Consider the following 17,852-nt stretch of genomic DNA (forward strand, 5'->3'; position numbering starts at 1 on the left):
TCGGGAGGACTAACGTGACAAATGTATCACGTCGAATACGGCTTGGAATCTTTGACCACTTGGACGAAGACGGTCTCGACTTATCGCAGCAGTATAACGATCGACTGGTGTTGGCCGAAGCGTGTGACCGGTTGGGATACCACGCGTACCATCTTGCCGAGCACCATTGCACACCGCACGGGCGATCGCCCTCGCCTAACGTATTTCTGTCGAGCGTTGCGCAGCGTACGAAGCAGCTCCGCATCGGGCCGATGGTCATGCTGCTAAGCCTTCAGCACCCCCTTCGGGCCTATGAAGAGGCATGCATGCTGGATCATTTGAGCGGCGGTCGTCTTGAGCTCGGTATCGGGTGGGGCTCTCTACCGATTGAATTGGGGTACTTCGGGGTTAGCGCAGAGAGCGCTCGCGAGCTGTATTCCGAAGGAATGGAGATCTTGACCAGAGCGATGCGAGGCGGGACCTTGTCCTACGAAGGTCAGCATTATCGCCTCCACGAAGTGCCGTTAGCAATTACGCCTTATCAGCGTCCCCATCCACCGACCTGGATTCCCGTGAGCCAGCCCGGCTCTGCGCGAGCGGCCGCTGAGATCGGTGCCAATATCGCGAGCATTGGCCCGGCCTCTATGGTTCGGAAATCGACTGACGCGTACCGCGCGTGCAATTGGCGCGGAGGGGCTCCGCTTGTCGGTTTGCTTCGCATGATTGTAGCAGACACTTCGGAAGCTCATGCGTATTCGCTAGCTGCAGCGGCTTACGACAGATGGCTCACGAGCTTTAGGGTCCTTTATGATCTCAGCGGGGTACCTGCCCCTCCGAACCTTCCGCCAACCTTCGAAGCAGCAATTGAAAGTGAATTGTGCGTTGTCGGAACCGCCGCTTCTGTGCGAAGTGTCCTTATTGATCACCTGGAGCAAGCGGGAGCTAACTATCTTCTCTGCCAAGTGGCCTTTGGCGATCTCCCGCTTGTTGCGGCCTTGAACACGGCGACTATTCTCCGGTCCGAACTTATGGCGGGAGGCGGCCCATGAACCTCTTAGGATAAGAGTGATAAACCTTTCGGTGGGCTGAAGCCCATGATCCTCTCTGGACAGGCGCTGCGGCGCCAGGTCGAGCGCCTGTGAAGCGGATGCCCGCTCGGCTGCACCTAGTGCAGTCGAGCGGGCACATCAAGTGTTCGAAGCATGGTTGTCCCAGGCGGCGCGGGTGAGTACTCCAGGTCTGCTCATTCGGCGGGCTTTCCGGGCGCTGAACGAGCGAGTGGTGGTGCCTCGCAAGGTGGCGAGGTCCGATGACCTCGAGGTGGGCTCTGTATTTAACAGGAGAGTGACGACCGACTGAGGGCGGATCAGTCAGCCGAGCAATGCGAAATGTCAAAGAGAGACAGAAGCTGTTGTAGTAGGAGGTTAGATGGCGAGAAGTTGGTTAGGAAGATGAAGGTTTGTGAACTTGTCGAGCTTTTGTCGAGATGCGAGCAGGATGCGGTAGTCGTCATCACGGACGGTTCGTCGTCCTCGATTGCCGTGGCTGTGGTTTGCACGGTCCAAACCGGATGGGCCCACAGCCAGCAAGCGAACCCCAATTTGTCATTCCTGCCCGACGGATTGGATCATGCCATGTTACCGAGAGGTAGCAATTTGGCGCGTGGGGTGAGATTACTTGGCCCTAGATGTGAGCCGTTGTTGCTCCTTCAGTAGACATTCCGGGGACGACAGTGCCGGCGTCTGTCCCCAGTCTGGCGTCATCCGTGCTTGACTGTTGGACGGGCGGCTCGTTCCGACAAAGGCATGGAACTTGGCGACTCCCATTTGGAACTTCTGGAACTACATCAGCAGCCGTAGACTTTGACTGACCCCCAACGATTATCCAGCCCTGAGTACACTCTGGCTGTTGGATTCCCGATTGGGGTCGTAGCGACGGGAGCTGATGTAGCGCGGCAATCTGGGTAGGAAGTGCGCGGCAATCAGGATGGCGAGGCGTGTCGCGGCCTGATGATGATTGCCGCGATGATTGTCGCGCGCAAGAGTTTTGTTGAACTCTGATTGTCGCGCAGCGTCAATCAGCGACGGTTTTGGATGTCGCGTGCGATGGCGGCCGTCCGGGACCGCGTTTTCGTTCGAGGGCGGTCCGTCTGCGATAGCTCTCGACGTTCATCTCGACGATGGTGGCGTGATGAACGAGGCGATCGATAGCGGCCAGGTCATGGCGGGGTCCGGGAAGACCCTGTTCCATTCGCCGAATGGCTGATTGGCGGTGATCAGCATCGAGCGGCGCTCGTAGCGTGCGCTGATGAGCTCGAACAGCACGCTGGTCTCGGCCTGATCCTTGGTGACGTAAGCGAGATCATCAAGAATCAGGAGATCGAAGCGATCGAGACGATTGATGGCCGCCTCGAGGTTAAGCTCGCGTCGCGCTAGCTGGAGCTTCTGCACGAGATCGGTGGTCCGGGTGAAGAGGACGCGCCATCCGTTCTCGATGAGGGCCAGGCCGATCGCTGCCGCCAAGTGGCTCTTTCCGCCGCCGGGCGGGCCGAACAACAGCAAATTGGCGCCCTTGCCCAGCCAGCTGTCACCGGCGAGCGCCATCACCTGCGCCTTTGAGATCATCGGCACAGCTTCGAAGTCGAAGCTGTCGAAGGTCTTTCCGGTGGGCAAACGTGCTTCGACAAGGTGTCGTTCGGTCCGACGGCGGCCGCGTTCGGCAATCTCGTGCTCGGCGATGGTCGCGAGGAAGCGGCCGGCCGGCCAGCCTTCCTTGTCGGACTGTTCGGCAAATTGCGCCCACAGCACCTTGATGGCAGGCAGACGGAGCTCATTGAGCAACAGATTGAGGCGCGCGGCATCAACCGTGTTCGTTACGCTCATGCGGCACCTCCGGTCTCGGCGGTACCGATGAGGCATTCGTAGGTCGCAAGCGGCACGAGCTGCACCACGACGTTCGGCAGGTTGGCGGGATCGGGGGCGAAGTAAGCACGTAGCCGGTTGATGTCGGGCAGTTGGCCGGCCTCGAGGTCGGCGGTGAGCTGATCGGCGAGTTCGGTCTCGCAGCCGCGTTCATGAGCGAGCGCGAGGAGATCGACCATGATCCGGCAGGCTTTTTTGTCCGGCAAGCGTTCGCGCAAGCGATCGAAGGTCTTCCGGTAGGCATCGCGCGGGAACAGCCGATCCCGGTAGACCAGATTGAGAAGTGCCATCGGCTTGCGCCGCAGGGAATGGATCACGTGCCGATAATCGACGACCTGGTCGTACTTGCCATTGGGATGCGGCCGCCCACGCGGCAAGGTGACGAGATGGGTGCCCCCGACGAACACGTCGAGACGATCGTCGTAAAGGCGCACCCGCAGCCGGTGACCGATCAGGCGCGATGGCACCGTGTAGAACACCTTGCGCAGGGTGAAGCCGCCGGACGAGGTCACGCGGACGATCACCTCTTCGTAGTCGGAGGTGCGCCGATCGGGCAGCTCCTGCAACACCACGCGCTCGCTATCGATCCGCTTGGCGTTGCGGGCATTGCGGCGGCTGACGATCTCGTCGATGAAGCCGCGATAGGTGGCAAGATCGTCGAAGTCGACAGTTCCGCGCAGCAGCAAGGCGTCCGCGATTGCTCGCTTGAGATGACCGTGAGGCCCTTCGATCGAGCCATTCTCGTGGGCGACGCCTCGATTGTTGCGGGAAGGCCGCATGCCGTAATGGGCACAAAGGGCCTCGTATCGCTGCGTCAGATCGTCCCGTGCATCACGATTGAGATTGCAGAATGCGGCCGACAGACTGTCGGTCCGATGCTCCCGCGGCGCCCCACCGAGCGACCAGAGGGCATTCTGCAGGCCTTCCGCCAGGGCGACGAAGCTCTCGCCGCCAAGCACGACGTGGGCGTGCTCGAACCCGCAATAGGCCAAACGGAAGTGATAGAGACGATGATCCAACGGAGCACCCGCGATCGTCACACCCAACTCGTCCATGTCTGTGAAGTCGGAGAGGCCGAGTTGGCCAGGCTCGTGGGTTTGGCGGAAGATCACCTCCTGCTCCTCGCCGTGGACCGCCCGCTATGCACGGATCCGACGTTCCAGGGTACGACGGATACCGATGCCGAGATCCGGATGACGCCGTAGCATCTCCTCGAACACCGCCACCGGGCGTAAGCCAGGTGCCGCCTTCAGGATCGGGACGATCTCGGTCTCGAACACCTCGCTCAACGGGTCCGGTCGTCGCCGGCCGCGGGGCGCCTTCCTTTGCGATGGAAATCGGGGATCTCTCTCGATCCGATAGGCGGTCGACGCACTGAATGACGCCTTGGCCGCCGCCACTGGCGGGCTATCGGTCTGACGGTACTTCATGTAGAGCCTTCTGTGGTTGCCGCCCGCAATGCAAGAAGTTTCTGACCCTTTGGCGTGTGATCGAGTGCGGTCTTCTGTCAGGCCTTCCTTTACGGCATTTTCAGAAGCCGCTGGCCGGTATGGTGATCCGCGGACCAGGTCCAATTCTCATCTCCGAGCACGTCGGCTCTTTGGCTCTAGCTGGTTTCCTGATCCAGATCTGTTCGATCGTTGCGCCCATTCGGGTCGTCGCCTTCTCACACCCCCTTCGCCAACGTCAGGCTATTTCGTGCTGCATGCAGTCATGCCGTCACTGCCTGCGCTGGGTTCCGATAATCCTCCTTCCGGGTGAGCATGGCCCAAATCGTCCGAGCCATCTTGTTCGCCAAGGCGATCGCCACAAGCATGCGCGGCTTCCTCGCCAGCATCTGCGCCAGCCAGGATCCGCTAGGGATCGACTTGCGCCCGAGCCAGTTCAGCCGCGACATCGCCCCAACGATGAGCAACTGGCGAATGTCCGCCTGTCCTTCCTTCGAAACGCGTCCGAGCCTTTCCTTTCCCCCTGAGGAATGTTGCCGTGGGACCAAGCCGAGCCAAGCCGCGAAGTCTCGGCCACGTCGAAAGGCCGCCATGTCGGGCGCGAAAGCCTCGATCGCGAGTGCGGTCAGCGGGCCGACCCCCGGCATTGTCTGCAGCCGCTGCGCCGTGACCGTCCGCGTCGCCAACTTCTTGAGCTGCTCTGCCTTGGCATCGATCCGCTCCGTCTTGTAGGCGATCTGATCAATGAGACTCCGACATTCCTCGCGGACCAGTTCTGGTAGATCGCTGTTCGGATCTTCGAGGATTGCGTCAATGCGTTTAAGTTGTTCGATTCCTTGCGGGATGATATGGCCGAATTCGTAGAGAACAGAACGCAGCGCATTCACCAGATCGGTGCGCTGATGAACAAGGCGCTTCCGAGCCCGAAAGAGCACTGCCCTGGCCTGCTGTTCTTCCGATTTCGGCTCGACGAAGCGCATCTCGGGGCGCTGTGCCGCGATCACGATTGCTTCGGCATCAGCCGCGTCGTTCTTTTGGCGTTTCACAAAAGGCTTCACATATTGCGGAGCGATCAGTTTCACTTCATGGCCGAGCTTGACCATCTCCCGTGCCCAATAGTGGGCGCTGCCACAGGCTTCCATCACCACCACTGCCGATGGGTGGCCCGCCATGAACTTCCGAAACTGAAGCCGCGACAGTTTCTTTCGAAATTTCAAGTGTCCCGCCATTGACGCCCCGTGGAGCTGAAACACATTCTTGGCTAGATCCACTCCGATCACCGTATCCATCAATTTGCCGTCCTCTTCGCTTCGGGGTTCAAACACTGCGTTCTTGGCACATTACGATGCCGTCTGGGGAGGGCGGCAACCATCCCATCTCATCTGGTGATCTGTGATGTGTCGGCCGGGCACGCGAGTGATTCCTCTTGGCGGAAGAACCACTTGCATAACCCCGCCGGCCGCGATCACCAGTCGGCGCGGTCCTCCTCGGGATCGCGCCGACGCTGGGCTCGTAACTCCGGTCGGGCTACGCCCTCCCTACGTCACGAGCCCAGCGAAACTCTCTCACCTTGATTGACGCTGCCTTCCATCCTGATCGCCGCGCGACAAGCTGACGCGGAGCCTTCGCATAGCGCAGTGCCAGATCCCGGCAGGTGAAGACGAACCCGAACGGGGTCTTCCATCCGAGCTGGGAGTGTGGTCGCGCGTCGTTGTAATCGGCCCGCCGGCACCCAGGCACGACACGGGCCTGGGCAGGGACGTAAACAGCGGCTCGCCCCGCAGCTGGCCATTGAAGTCTTCGATGCGCATTCTGCATAGGCTTGCCGGGCCCCATTTAGTGCCAGGCTAGGCGGCTCTGATCAGCCCACGACATGATGCCATTGCTGTCGGCCTCGCTGTTGTCGTTGACCACCATCTTGGAGTTGCCGCGCTCAATGGAGTTAAATCGGTTGCGCGATCAGCGGTTCGGACGCTGCAGACAGCCTGCGCGGCGGACGTAAGTCCGGTTCGCCGGCGGGGCGGAAGGCAAGCGGGGACCTAGCTGATCGAGAGATCGAGAAGCTCACGCTCAAGAAGCTCCAGCACGAGCAGTTCGGACAGTCCTCCGGAGCGAGGCGCATTGCTGGACTGGCTCGAGCTGCAGCTCGCTGGCCTGGAGGAAAAAGCTGGGCAGTCCAGACCGGTCTCAGGTGGCTGCGGACAAGATGGCGGTGCCATCGTTCGAGCGCCGCAAGCCAGCCCGCCGGCCACTGGCGGAGCATCTCCCACGGGAACGCATCGATCTATGCGCCACCTGCGATCTGCCCATGCATGCCTCCGGGCTGGGAATTGTCTGAGCCGTATCCTGGCGCGCTTTGGATAGCCAACGAGCCACCCTAGGCGGTATGCAAACAAAGCTTCGGCAACTTGCCACTTCATCGTCGGCCCCGCGATAGGAGTGCTGCGGTACAAACAAGCCCGCGAACCGCGCATGTCGGTCATCCACTCTGCCGAGCGTGGCTTTCCTCAAACAGACCGGAGCACCTTGTTTCTAAGCAGAACGTCGCCCTCAATCTCTCGCGGATACAGAGTAACCACTTCGAACGCGGGAAGGAGGTCAAGGATGGAGCGCAGTGAAAGCTGGCCTTCGTACAGTTCGCGGTCACTATACTCGGTGTAGATGAACCGTGTTCTGCCCAGGGTTTTCTGACCGCCAGCGATTACGTCCGACTCAGCTCCTTGAACATCCATCCAGATTAGATCAACAGGGCCGCTGAGACCAGCTTCGCCGCTCCAGTCATCCAGTCGCTGGGTCTCGACCAGAATCGAGTCATCAAAGCGAACCCAATCATATTCTGAAAGGTGATTTTTGGGTCTACGTATGGAGCCCGATAAGTCCCACCCCCTCGCATCTCCGTCCCCATTGCTCGGATGAAACTCGATGGTACCGTTTCGATCACTGATGGCGAGCTGCATGAGCGCCACGTTGGGTCGAGCCAGACGCTTATTCTCCTTGAAGCGAGCTATTGCGCGAGGGTCAGGTTCAAAGCAGTATACGCTGGCGTCTGGACACAGCTCAAGAAATCGCTGTGTGTCGCTACCATCATTGCATCCAATGTCCAAGATAACCGGGCATGTGACCCGAAGATGAGAAACGATCTTCTGGTGTATTTCCAGTGTAGGTAACGACTCTAGCATCTGTCCTTATCCTTTTCGTTGCGATGTGTGTTAACCGGTGGAACCAGGAGCCTGGGAGGTGCTGGCGGGTTGCTCAATAAGGGCACTCGTCGAGTAACGAGTAACAACGTTGAGAGGGCAATGGCAGCTCTGTTGCGAGGCTCTGGCGGATCATTGACCGGGGTAAGTAGCCTTTGGCTCAGAGCCGCGTTCACAAGTGGAAATTGCGAGGTCGAGGAAACGGTGCGGCTACCCGAGAGCACGCGATCGGAGGCGAGACAGGCAACCCTATGGTTGGATAGAGCGTCCACAATCGGTGAGATCTGGCCAAGCAGTAGGCAAATAGGAGCGTATCAACAATCGTGTTTCCGGTAGCGTTCTGCGCCCTAATATTCATTGAGGGATCTCTATTTGCGAGCTCGCACCGAGCTGCTGCTTACTATTGCGCGGCCCACCCTCGGCTGTACAATCGATTTCAATGATGGGCTATATTTGGCTAATGGATAGTTGGCCTCCAGAGGCCAGCGAAAAGGTCATTTAAATACAACACACGCGCAATCACCGTCCGATGGTGGCGCCTGGGGTCTGGCCGCGTGCTGCCGGGCGTACGGGGCCACCCGCACTCGCGATGATTATGGTCATTCAAACTTAGGTGGGGACCCGATGCCCTGCCCTCTCTAAGTTGATGTGCGACACCACGATGGCACGTCACTTACAAAGATGGCATCAATGGCCGTTGACATACTGCCGAGTGAACGGCTCCGGTGCTCGGTTTCAAGACCTATGTTCATACCAACTTGTGCACCGTGCAGGCCGCCGCGCCATGACAGGGTGCGAGATGACGGCCATAACGGCTGCAACTAATAGCTCAGAGCCGCATTAAAGGTCTCTCGGTCGAGCTCGCCCTCGGACGAGGCAACGATCACGCAGGCCACGCCGTTGCCACAGAGGTTGGTCAACGCGCGGCATTCGCTCATGAACTTGTCTATGCCCAGCACGATGGCCATGCCCGGCACGAGCCGTGGATCTACGACCGCGAGCGTCGCCGCCAGCGTGATGAAGCCTGCACCGGCGATGCCAGAGGCCCCCTTCGAGGTCAGCATCGCCACGAGCAGGATCGTGAGTTGCTGGCTGAACGTCAGATCGTAGCCGAGCGCCTGCGAGATAAAGAGCGTCGCTAGCGTCATGTAGATGTTGGTGCCGTCGAGATTGAACGAATAACCCGTGGGCACCACGAGGCCGACCACCGATTTTGAGCAGCCGAGACGTTCCAGCTTCTCCATCAAGGACGGCAGCGCGCTCTCCGAGGACGAGGTGCCGAGCACGATCAGCAGCTCGTCCTTGATGTAGGCGAGGAACTTGAAGATCGAGAAGCCGGCAAGGCGCGCGATAATGCCGAGCACCAGGAGCACGAATAGGGCCGCAGTGACGTAGAAGGTCGCGATCAGGCCCATCAAATTGAGGATCGCGCCGGTCCCGAACTTGCCGATCGTGTAGGCCATCGCGCCGAAGGCGCCGACCGGCGCCGCGCGCATTACGATCGAGATCACGCCGAACACCGCATGCGCGGCATCATCGATGAAGCTGCGGATCAAATGGCCGCGTTCGCCGAGCCCCAGGATAGCGAAGCCGAACAGGACGGAGAACAGCAGCACTTGCAGGATCTCGCCTTGCGCGAAGGCGCCGACCACGGTGTCGGGAATGATGTGCAGGATGAAGTCGACCGACTTCTGGCCTTCGGCCTGCTTGGCGTAGTTGGCGACCGCCTGCGCGTTGGCCGCCGCACTGCCGAAGCCCGCGCCCGGCCTCACGACATTGCCGATGATGAGGCCGATGATGAGCGCGAAGGTGGAGACGACCTCGAAATAGACCAACGCCTTCACGCCGATGCGTCCGACCTTCTTGGCATCATGGATATGGGCGATGCCGGAGACGACGGTGCAGAAGACGATCGGAGCGATCACCATCTTGATCAACTTGATGAAGCCCTCGCCCAGCGCCTTGATCCAGTCATTAGTGGCCAGGTGCGGCCAGCGCCAGCCGACGATGCCGCCGAGAGCAATTGCCGCCAAAACCTGGACATATAGCATTTTATGTGAGCGGGCTCCGGCACGCGGCTGCTCGGCGCGCCCGACGCCTCCAATGGGTTTGGTCATGTCTCCATCCTTCCTGGCGATCGGCTCCCAGTGTGCAGAACGAGCTTTGGCGTTGGCAGCGCCAGTGAGGCATAGTGGCCGGCATGTTATTGGGGCATGTGGGCGTGCTCAGGAAGGCGGCTTAAGCGGTTTCGCCTCAGGCCGATCCCGAGTTCATTCGAGTATTTTTAGGCTGTCGTGGATCAAACCAAAAAGAGCCAGCGATTGAGCTGTTTTTGCGCAGCCTCGTCGCCACCGGTCAGCGGGCAATAGCTGCCTTACACGCTCCCAGTCTAGGTGATCCAAAATCACGACCTTCATCTCCCAGTCGCAGCGTTCCGCCAAGAGGGTCTGTGGGCGTAAGCGCAGGTACTTCACTATTTCACGTTCCTGCATCCAATGTCTAAGGGCGCCTCGCTAGAGAAGACTGCGTTCTTCTTCGAGATCGATCAGGCTGCGTGGCGCATGATAGTAACGGGATGAGGAATCTGGTTATTCCCGGGCATCTGGATCATGCAGACGAAGTGTGCATGCGGACCTCCCCTATTCTCGTGAGCTTTGCCCTAAAAGAGCAAACTGCGTGCCACGAGTGTTACTGTTCAAGGAGAGCCTTATTATTGCGGAGACCATGGGGTGCGTAAACGCAGCCGATTGATTGCGGGTAGCAAGACGACTAATTGTGCAAGAGCTCTGGTAACGGTGGCCGGGCGGCGATCGTCTCACATCATTCACCATCTGGATGTGTCGCATCAATACAACCGATTGTACCAATCTGGAAAGATGAGCAAAGACGAGGAACGGAACGGCGGAATTGTCGCATTCGTCGCAATGATTACGTCAGTTTCGTCGGAGGGTGCACCAATCGGTCGGGAAGCCTTCGAGCCCGATCGGGTCAGCCCAACTGGCGCTCCGCGGGTCGTAAATCGCATGCCGAGGCATCATGTTTCATTGCTCAGCACAATCAACCGAGTGTAGTTCGCAGGCGCTCAAAGGAGCGCCGCGAGACCTAAGCCTTGATTTTGCTAAAGGCATGCTCATCATCTTGGTGATCATCGGACATTTGATACAATACGTTATTTGTAGAAATAACGAATATTGGCATTCGCCTTACTTCAAGTTCATCTACATGTTTCACATGCCGCTCTTCATGGCGATAAGCGGCTATTTGTCCCACGGAGCGCTAGTTTACAAGTCGCTGTCGCGCAGCGTCGCTGATCGTGTGAAGCAATTGTTGCTGCCGGCGCTATTTTGCGGCACGCTTCTCGAAGCAATCAAGTTGGGGGCGTTCAAGCTAGCTACGGGGTCAGTGCCAACAAGCCTGCGTGATGTACTGTTTGACCTTGCGAAGGAGCTAGTAGGCTCATATTGGTTCATTTGGACCACATTTGCCTCATTCCTCGTCATGAGGAGTCTTTTCGCGTTGTGCGGCCGGGTATCGGCCTGGGTGATTGGCACGTCAGCGATCTTTGTTGCCCTCACTCCGTTGACAGTTTCGATAGTGCCATTGGCGCGATACACTTACCCATTCTTTTGCCTTGGAGTCGTGTTCGCTCATTCGAAGGAATGGCGGACGGCCATAATCTCACGATACAAATCGCTCTTGATGGTCTTGCTTAGTGGAATGGCTTGTGCGTGCTATTTCAACTGGAACAAAACAACCTACGCCTACAACAACCTAGTACTGGTTCACGATACAAAGCAAGTGTTGCTTATGTTTCTTGGCTCTGCATCTGCCTCGGCAATTGCAATGGAAGTGTTGCTGCAGGTCTGGCGCTTTGGCTGTTCTAGTCGCGTGGTTCTCTTCGTTGCGGTAGGTCTTGGGCAGCGTACGCTGGTCCTTTATCTGATCCAGGGCGCCGTGTTCCGCTTGATGGACTTTATTTCGTTTGAAAGACCTTTCGAGCTATCAGTTAGAATCGCAATCGCTGCGGCGCTAGGGGCGGGAATTGTTGTCATCGCCGCAGCGATTCAGTGGATTGTGCGCGGCCTTCGAAGGATCTGGGAGTGTCGCCGGAGCGCTACTCGGATCGCTATTGGCCGTGTGGCCTCCGTTTGGGACAGAAGCGTTTAGCGTCGTGACGCCAGATGTGCCATCTTCGAACGCTTCCTGACCGATGGTCGCATCGAGCTCGACTCCAACATCGTCGAGCGCGCCATCAGGCCACAAACAATTACGAGAAAGAATAGTCTGTTTGCCGGCAGCGACGGCGGCAGACGAACCTGGGCGACCATCGCGACACTGTTGCAGACAGCGAAGAAGAACAACGTCGATCCGCTCGCTGGCTTGCTCTCACGCTTCAGCGTATCGCCAACGGCTGGCTGAGCAGCGAAATCCACGCCCTTATGCCATGGAACCACGCCATCTGACGGCCTCACCCTGCCGCTTACACTTGTGCCGTGGTTGGACACGATCATTCCTGGCTTGTCGCGTCGCTCGACGATCGCCGTCAGTTCGCGGGCGACGCGCCATCCTGAGATCCACTGGAGAACCTGTCTTGCACAAAGTCCAGCGACGGCTCGCGTTGGGCCACGCCTCGACAAGGGTCGTGGCACGGTCCCACGGCTTTGTGGCGAGCCCGCCGCTGGCGGACGGGGGGCCTTTCCCGCGATAAAAGTCACTAGATCCGGTTAGTTGCCGGGGCTCTCCCTCGCTGCCGCGGCTCGGCTAGTGCCGGCTATTCGGCTCGTGGATCGCTCAACCAGCCCCGCAGAGCCGTGCGCATGGTGACAGGAGCTAGCGCGATCATCCACTCTTACCCGACCTATCTGAAACCCACTTGGTAGCCGCACACACCTGGTGGATTAAATCGAAAACCGTACGCGAGCTCCAGGGGATATCAGAAAGATAAGAGAGACGAATTCGCGGCTGAGCAAGTTAAATAGCGTCCCATTTGCAGGAGATGCTCGCGCCTGATCGCTGTAAGGTAGACACACATGAATGGATCACCGCACCACGATAAGCTCGTGAGAGCCGAGCGATGCAGCGCACTAATCCAGACTCAACTCGTCAAAACGCGATGTCGTGACGGCAGGCGCAGAGCTCGTGTGGTCCGCGGGGCACCATGCTTTGAGAGTTGCATAATGTGACGCTTGTGATTGGGCAAGCCAGACGAGATACAGACATCAAATGCGATCGCGAAACCGCCAAATCGGGTTAGGGGGGCTCAAGCTCTATTTGCGCCCTTCCCTTCAAGGGTGAACGAGATGCAGCATCCTGCCCGGGGGGCGACGAATTTACCGAGATGTTGTGGAATACGGGAACGACCCCGCACGTTCCAATCCACATGGAACACGAGAGAATTGCACTGGCCCGATAGCGAAGGTTTGTCGTTGCCCACGACTGCTGCTTCGGGCGCAGGCCCCCTGAAGGGCGGATCACTAGCTAATGCCATCATCAATGGCGTGGTTACGAGAGGGATAATAATAGAGAGCCATCGAGTTAGGACCCTGATTAGCGCCGGTGACCGAGAGGCAAGCCAAGTTTTCGCGCCTTCTGACGCAGCGACCCAACGGTACGCTTTGTAAGCTTTGCAATTTGAATGACCGGTGTTTTGGCCCTTGAATGGGCGCGGAGTTCCTTCACGTCCGCTCTACTGTACTCGCGTCGCGCAATCTTCTTTTTTACCTGTTTTGCCATACTTGCTCCGGTGTCCTATTTACGCGAACAATATCAGGAAGGCACCGGTCTTGCCAAGGCTTACAAGCACTTCTGGGATGCATTCGCTAGTCGGCGGCCGTGCCAGCCTCATTCGTGAAGAGCGGCATGTCTTCGGCGGCATCTTTTATCGCCACCCCGGGGGAAGCGCCTGAATGTGCCAGCGTCGCATTTGCATCATCAGCAAGGATTGATCCGCGAACAGTCGGGACTTGCGAGCGCATGATGGATCGGGAGTATCTGTTCGCAGTCGCATCAACCGTTCCTCTCGCTTGAAAGCAAGTGAGCCTGTATAGCGCGACAATCTGGGTGGGGAGCTTCCACCCTAATTGCCGCGCGGCATGAGCCTGAGAAATCGGGGCGCAGCGAACGTGTTGATCTCCCACGCAAGTTAGGCGGCGCAGTGTCGAGCATTGTAAGCGAACTATCCATCACTTCGGGTGCAAGCTATGGTTGTTCTCACTTAGCCGGACGTGACCAAGCGCAGCGTTGGATCGGTAGCACCGGAATTATTCTCTGAGCAGTTCGCGCGCCGGGCATCCGTCGGATCAGGACCAGAAAAGCTCAGGGGATCGTCTGAACTTGTGGGCACCCGGCAGCGGCCATGCTTCATTGCCTTGCCAAAGTACGGTTCTTCGATTTCACTGTATGTCCCTTTGAGAAGCGGCACTCCTCGTTCGTTGGGGAAGCGTAGTGAATAAGGCCGGCGCGGTAGGCTTCTCTGATTGCCACAGTGCGCGTACTTGTACCCATCTTTCGCATAATGTTCTTCATGTGGAAGTCGACTGAATTCCCGCTGATGTGGAGGAGCCGGCCGATATGCCAGGAAGACCTGCCTTCCGCCGCGTGCAAGAGGATCTCTTTTTCACGTGGAGTGAAAGTAACATTCAGATATCGGTTCTCATCTGGTAGGGGCGCGATAAGGCCATAACCGATGTGGAATTGAGAGGCCAGTGCGGCGAGGTGAAGTAAGGAGCCTTTCGGATCAGCCCGATCGCTTTCGGAGGCAAACAGCGCCACGGATACATGGCCCTGCGCTGCGAAAAGGGGAACGCTTATGCCGCGCTTAAAGCCCGCTATTTTGTAGAAATCCAGTGCGCGTTGCTCTTCTGGCAGCAATCGACATCGTGCAGACAGCTCCTCCCAGCATATTGGGCGTGAAAAACGCCGTGATCGATGAATTGCGGGGTCTATATTGCCGTATTCGTGTTCTGCGTAGGGCTTACTCCAGTGGGATGGAAAGTTCGAGGCGATCATGGGGGCAGGACTTTCACGAAGGCGTTTGGGCGGGGCGTATGTTACTGCCGCATATGCTACTGAACCGAAGCCCAGCTTTCCTGCTTTGCTTACCAGCATTTGGAACAGAGGTGAAAGCGACTGCGTGTTGGCTGCGCAATTGATCAAGTCGTAGTTCATAGCTGCCACGCGATGGGTTCATGCTTGGGGAGTTGATTGCGGGGTAGACGAGCGGTCCGACTGATATCGACTGTCATCCGTCTCCCGGTGGCCGCCGAGATGAGGACCAGCGGGCTTGGTTGTAGGTCCTCACTCCGAGACGGTAGTAGCGACTGCCTTTCTTGGCGCTTTGGCATAAGACTGGGTGCGGGCGGTGGCGTCGCTCCTACGGTGTGATGCGCCGCTTGTTCCGACTCGTGCAGGACGAGCGGGATGTATCCGGCGGACCGGCGCTGCGGAAGCCGGCGAGCAAAACTAACGACGTGCTGCCTAAAGGCCCTGCTTTGTTTAAGGCGCGTGCGGCGTCCACATAGGCTCGGATGAACGCAAAGACGTAACTTTTTAGGTAATCGCGAGGTCAGCGTCGCGCGGTTGTCGTGAGCATTCACAACTCTATGACCGGGTTTGACGCGCTTTCTTGCGGTGTTCCTATTGCGTATGCGCCGCTGTTCGGTGTCTGAGTGGGGACAAGCTACGAAGCCATTGCTCATGTGGATCTCCAACGCTTTTATGCTCGGTGAGCAAGTTGCGTGCCGCTGGGTCGACCAGCTGCATGCAGGCGCCATGTTACGATTGTTGTTAAGAATGCCGTGGTGATGCGCGTGCTTAGGAGCACAATAGAACTAGCGGGTAATGCACAGCTGATGGGCGAGAGCGGTGACTTCTGTTCTTGAAGATGGAAGTCTTCGCTTGTGATCGCGAGCAGGCGATCACAATGAAACAGGGACTATGGGTCAGCCGAAATGGCCCAAGGGGTATCGATCGGATGCCACGCGAGCGCAGTTGCCCAGAGCTCGCTAACTTCCTGAGGAAATCCGTTATCGCTTAGGAGCGGCTCTGGCCGAGAGACCCTGACCTAAGCGGCACGTTTGAATCAGGTGTGTTGATTTGGGTTCCGTTCTCAAAAGACGATCGCCGATCTTCGGGCATGACAGTCGGGCGCGCTGCAATGTTCTATCGTGAGATCTCTTGGCCGCCGCATGCCCGGGCTAAGCGTGGTGCCCGCTCTCAGCGGTATCGAAGGCACCGTCAAGCGGCTAATAACACCAGCGTATACGGTGCTCAGATGCGGCGATTTACGCCGTCTAGCGAGGCCTTGCTTTAGCGGAATATTGGGAGGTAAGCGTCTTGTCAGTCACTCTGCTGAGCCAAGACAAATTGTGAGAGATCAACGCTAGTTATGGAGCGATCTAAAACAAACAGTTGTTGGGACCCAAGGGGCTCTCGCTTTAGCTCATTCAAGTCAGCCGAGCACGGCTGGCGCGGTGAGGTGTTTCGTTTCAGACGAGGAGCACAGAGGTGTGCCCCCAAAAAAACGTCGCATGCGCGCTATCCAACGCCTCTGTACGAAAAGGGACCCGGCTCGGCCGGCCCACCGTCCTCGGCCGCTCGTTTCGCTCCTGATCTCAGCGGTGACTACCGCTTGCGCGAATGCCATCGCAACCGTACCTCGGCTGGCCTCGCTCCCCGGGAAATACAAGGATGGTTGCGGAACGGTGGTCATGGCCGGTGGGCTCGCTTCGAAGGAAATGCCAGAAGAGCGTTCCGTGGTCGGGCTGCCTGTCCATCGCATGGAATTTATCTAGTCTTGGCCAGAACTCGACGCTCATTTGGCAACTTACTTCTATGCGACGGCATGCAGGGCAGTGAGTTCATCTTGTCGCCTCTCAGCGTGTCCCCCTCTTCTCTCTTGGTTAGTCGAGGCACGGCTCTTGCTGCCTACAAAGAAGCATCACCATCCCGCCTCCCTTGTGGTGATGTTAGGGGCGGGTTCGGCACGACCAGCTGCTGCCGGACCGCCCCGACGATCGTAGACGATAACAGATGAGAGTGGGCCTTAGGCCAACCTATTTGTGATTCGCGGCACGTGCCGTGCAAAGCGCTGTGTCCTTGCTGCATGGTCGCAGTTCGCTCCATGCTCCGTGACGCCGAACGTCTTGTGATCTGCGAGAAGATGGCGCGTTTAGCGGTGGATGATCGAGCCGTTAATCCGCGCGCAAGGGGCTGGTTCGCGAGCTCGCTTTGCAGGGGTGCCAAAGGACCGCTTGTCGGGTCTCAAACGAGGGCTCGTTGATGGAGCCGAATCGACTTGTTCTCTCGGCGATCTCGAAGCGCTGTCTGCCGTTGTGTTAGGTAGGAGCATGGGTATTGTGGCATGCCGTCGCTCATCCTCGCGGCTGCCTTTGATTGCCTCGATCAGAAGCGAAGTGTCCGCTGGTTCGCTTCAACAGAGTAGAAGCTTGTAGTGCAACGAGTAGCTGTTACGTTCTGTTACTCGAAGAACTGTGCTGCTTCGAGGACCTCGCAGCAAGTTCCTGATGGACCGTACTCGTTCGTGCGGCCCAATCAGTGGGACGTGGAGTTACGGTCTCGATTGGGCGCGTGATGATGTAAGAGCCCAGAGCCGCGCGACGATGCGTGGGGCAAAATTGATGCTCTCCCTTGCGCCTCAACCCAAAAGCGCTGACACTCAGCCTGGCTCGAGTCTAATTGGGGCCGGCCTTGGAGTTCTGCAGCTACGAGATCAGCGACAAACTCTTATGATTTGCGACCAATTCGAGATCGTGTTCCGTGGCGTGGTGTAGCTGAGTGCGGGTCACCGCGTTCGCCGGCATGGGCCGGATCGGTCGCTGGCGATTGCCGGGAAGCTGACGGCGGGATCATCGCCCAACGGGGCGATGGTTTCCAGTGTCATGTAGCGGCCGCGCTGGACCGCCCACTCGTCGTTCTGGTCGAGCAGGATCGCACCGACGAGGCGTCGATGGCGTCTTCATTGGGGAAGATGCCGACCACTTCGGTGCGGCGCTTGATCTCGCCATTGACCCGTTCGAGCGGATTGGTAACCGGTATGAGAGTTCTCGGTGCCAACGTTCCGCTGCGGTGTTCGACATCGTGGCGTATGGTGCGACCATCGGGACAGAGGCACCGGGAGCACGAAGGTGCGGGCAGGCCGATACACACGATGAGCCGAGAGCTCGTGTTAGTAGCTGGCCGCCTCTGCGACTTGCCCGGTTGCGCCGTGAGCGCGAGTCCGTAGTTGTCGTGTCGCCCGCCGCTCCCGCAATAATCAACGGAAGGGAGGACGCGCAGATGCGACGCGT

General features: G+C 58.4%; 8 protein-coding genes and 5 pseudogenes. 4 read left to right on the forward strand and 9 right to left on the reverse strand.

Annotation, left to right across the window (positions count from 1 at the left end; genetic code table 11):
* Positions 1-14: 14 nt before the first annotated feature.
* Complete coding sequence (locus tag XH89_RS39510; protein ID WP_128955129.1) at positions 15-1,028, forward strand: LLM class flavin-dependent oxidoreductase; 1,014 nt, start codon at positions 15-17, stop codon at positions 1,026-1,028.
* 1,024 nt (positions 1,029-2,052) lie between these two features.
* Here the strand turns inward: XH89_RS39510 and istB are convergent.
* The 4 genes and pseudogenes from istB to XH89_RS41590 all read right to left on the reverse strand — a co-directional run bounded on the left by istB (position 2,053) and on the right by XH89_RS41590 (position 6,184).
* Positions 2,053-2,861 (reverse strand): annotated as a pseudogene (istB, locus tag XH89_RS39515) (IS21-like element helper ATPase IstB).
* Positions 2,858-4,330: pseudogene (gene istA, locus XH89_RS39520) on the reverse strand (IS21 family transposase). Before istA ends, istB begins: the two co-directional pseudogenes overlap by 4 nt.
* A 281-nt stretch (positions 4,331-4,611) precedes the next feature.
* Entirely contained in the window at positions 4,612-5,637 is a 1,026-nt protein-coding gene (locus XH89_RS39525) for an IS110 family transposase (protein WP_164934317.1), read from the reverse strand.
* Between the two features lie 238 nt (positions 5,638-5,875).
* A complete protein-coding gene (locus XH89_RS41590; protein ID WP_128929896.1) occupies positions 5,876-6,184 on the reverse strand; it encodes an integrase core domain-containing protein in 309 nt (102 codons plus the stop codon).
* 370 nt (positions 6,185-6,554) lie between these two features.
* Here XH89_RS41590 and XH89_RS42270 point away from each other — a divergent pair, with 370 nt between their 5' ends.
* The gene (locus XH89_RS42270) at positions 6,555-6,686 is read left to right on the forward strand and encodes a transposase (protein ID WP_237867166.1); all 132 of its coding nucleotides are present in this window, start codon (positions 6,555-6,557) and stop codon (positions 6,684-6,686) included.
* Positions 6,687-6,855: 169 nt separating this feature from the next.
* On the opposite strand, the gene XH89_RS39540 is transcribed toward XH89_RS42270, so the two are convergent.
* Both XH89_RS39540 and dctA read right to left on the reverse strand, forming a co-directional pair.
* Positions 6,856-7,527 (reverse strand): FkbM family methyltransferase, encoded by a 672-nt coding sequence (locus XH89_RS39540; RefSeq protein ID WP_128929894.1) that lies wholly within the window; start codon positions 7,525-7,527, stop codon positions 6,856-6,858.
* An 839-nt stretch (positions 7,528-8,366) separates the two neighbouring features.
* On the reverse strand, positions 8,367-9,596 hold the full coding sequence (gene dctA, locus XH89_RS39545) for a C4-dicarboxylate transporter DctA (RefSeq protein ID WP_206733223.1): 1,230 nt from the start codon (positions 9,594-9,596) through the stop codon (positions 8,367-8,369).
* A gap of 1,075 nt (positions 9,597-10,671) precedes the next feature.
* On the opposite strand from dctA, the gene nolL reads away from it, so the two are divergent.
* On the forward strand, positions 10,672-11,712 hold the full coding sequence (gene nolL / locus XH89_RS39550; RefSeq protein WP_210345287.1) for a nodulation factor fucose acetyltransferase NolL: 1,041 nt from the start codon (positions 10,672-10,674) through the stop codon (positions 11,710-11,712).
* Positions 11,713-11,721: 9 nt separating this feature from the next.
* Positions 11,722-12,008, forward strand: a pseudogene (locus XH89_RS39555) (transposase domain-containing protein); the annotation flags it as partial.
* Here the strand turns inward: XH89_RS39555 and XH89_RS42275 are convergent.
* From XH89_RS42275 to XH89_RS39565, 3 genes and pseudogenes are all read right to left on the reverse strand, one after another.
* Positions 11,988-12,291 (reverse strand): annotated as a pseudogene (locus tag XH89_RS42275) (IS3 family transposase); the annotation flags it as partial. The pseudogenes XH89_RS39555 and XH89_RS42275 overlap by 21 nt on opposite strands.
* 1,614 nt (positions 12,292-13,905) lie before the next feature.
* The gene (locus tag XH89_RS39560) at positions 13,906-14,712 is read right to left on the reverse strand and encodes a LuxR family transcriptional regulator (RefSeq protein WP_128929890.1); all 807 of its coding nucleotides are present in this window, start codon (positions 14,710-14,712) and stop codon (positions 13,906-13,908) included.
* A gap of 2,635 nt (positions 14,713-17,347) precedes the next feature.
* Positions 17,348-17,607: pseudogene (locus tag XH89_RS39565) on the reverse strand (transposase); the annotation flags it as partial.
* Between the last annotated feature and the right edge of the window lie 245 nt (positions 17,608-17,852).

It is taken from the genome of Bradyrhizobium sp. CCBAU 53340 (assembly GCF_015291645.1).
Lineage (GTDB): Bacteria > Pseudomonadota > Alphaproteobacteria > Rhizobiales > Xanthobacteraceae > Bradyrhizobium.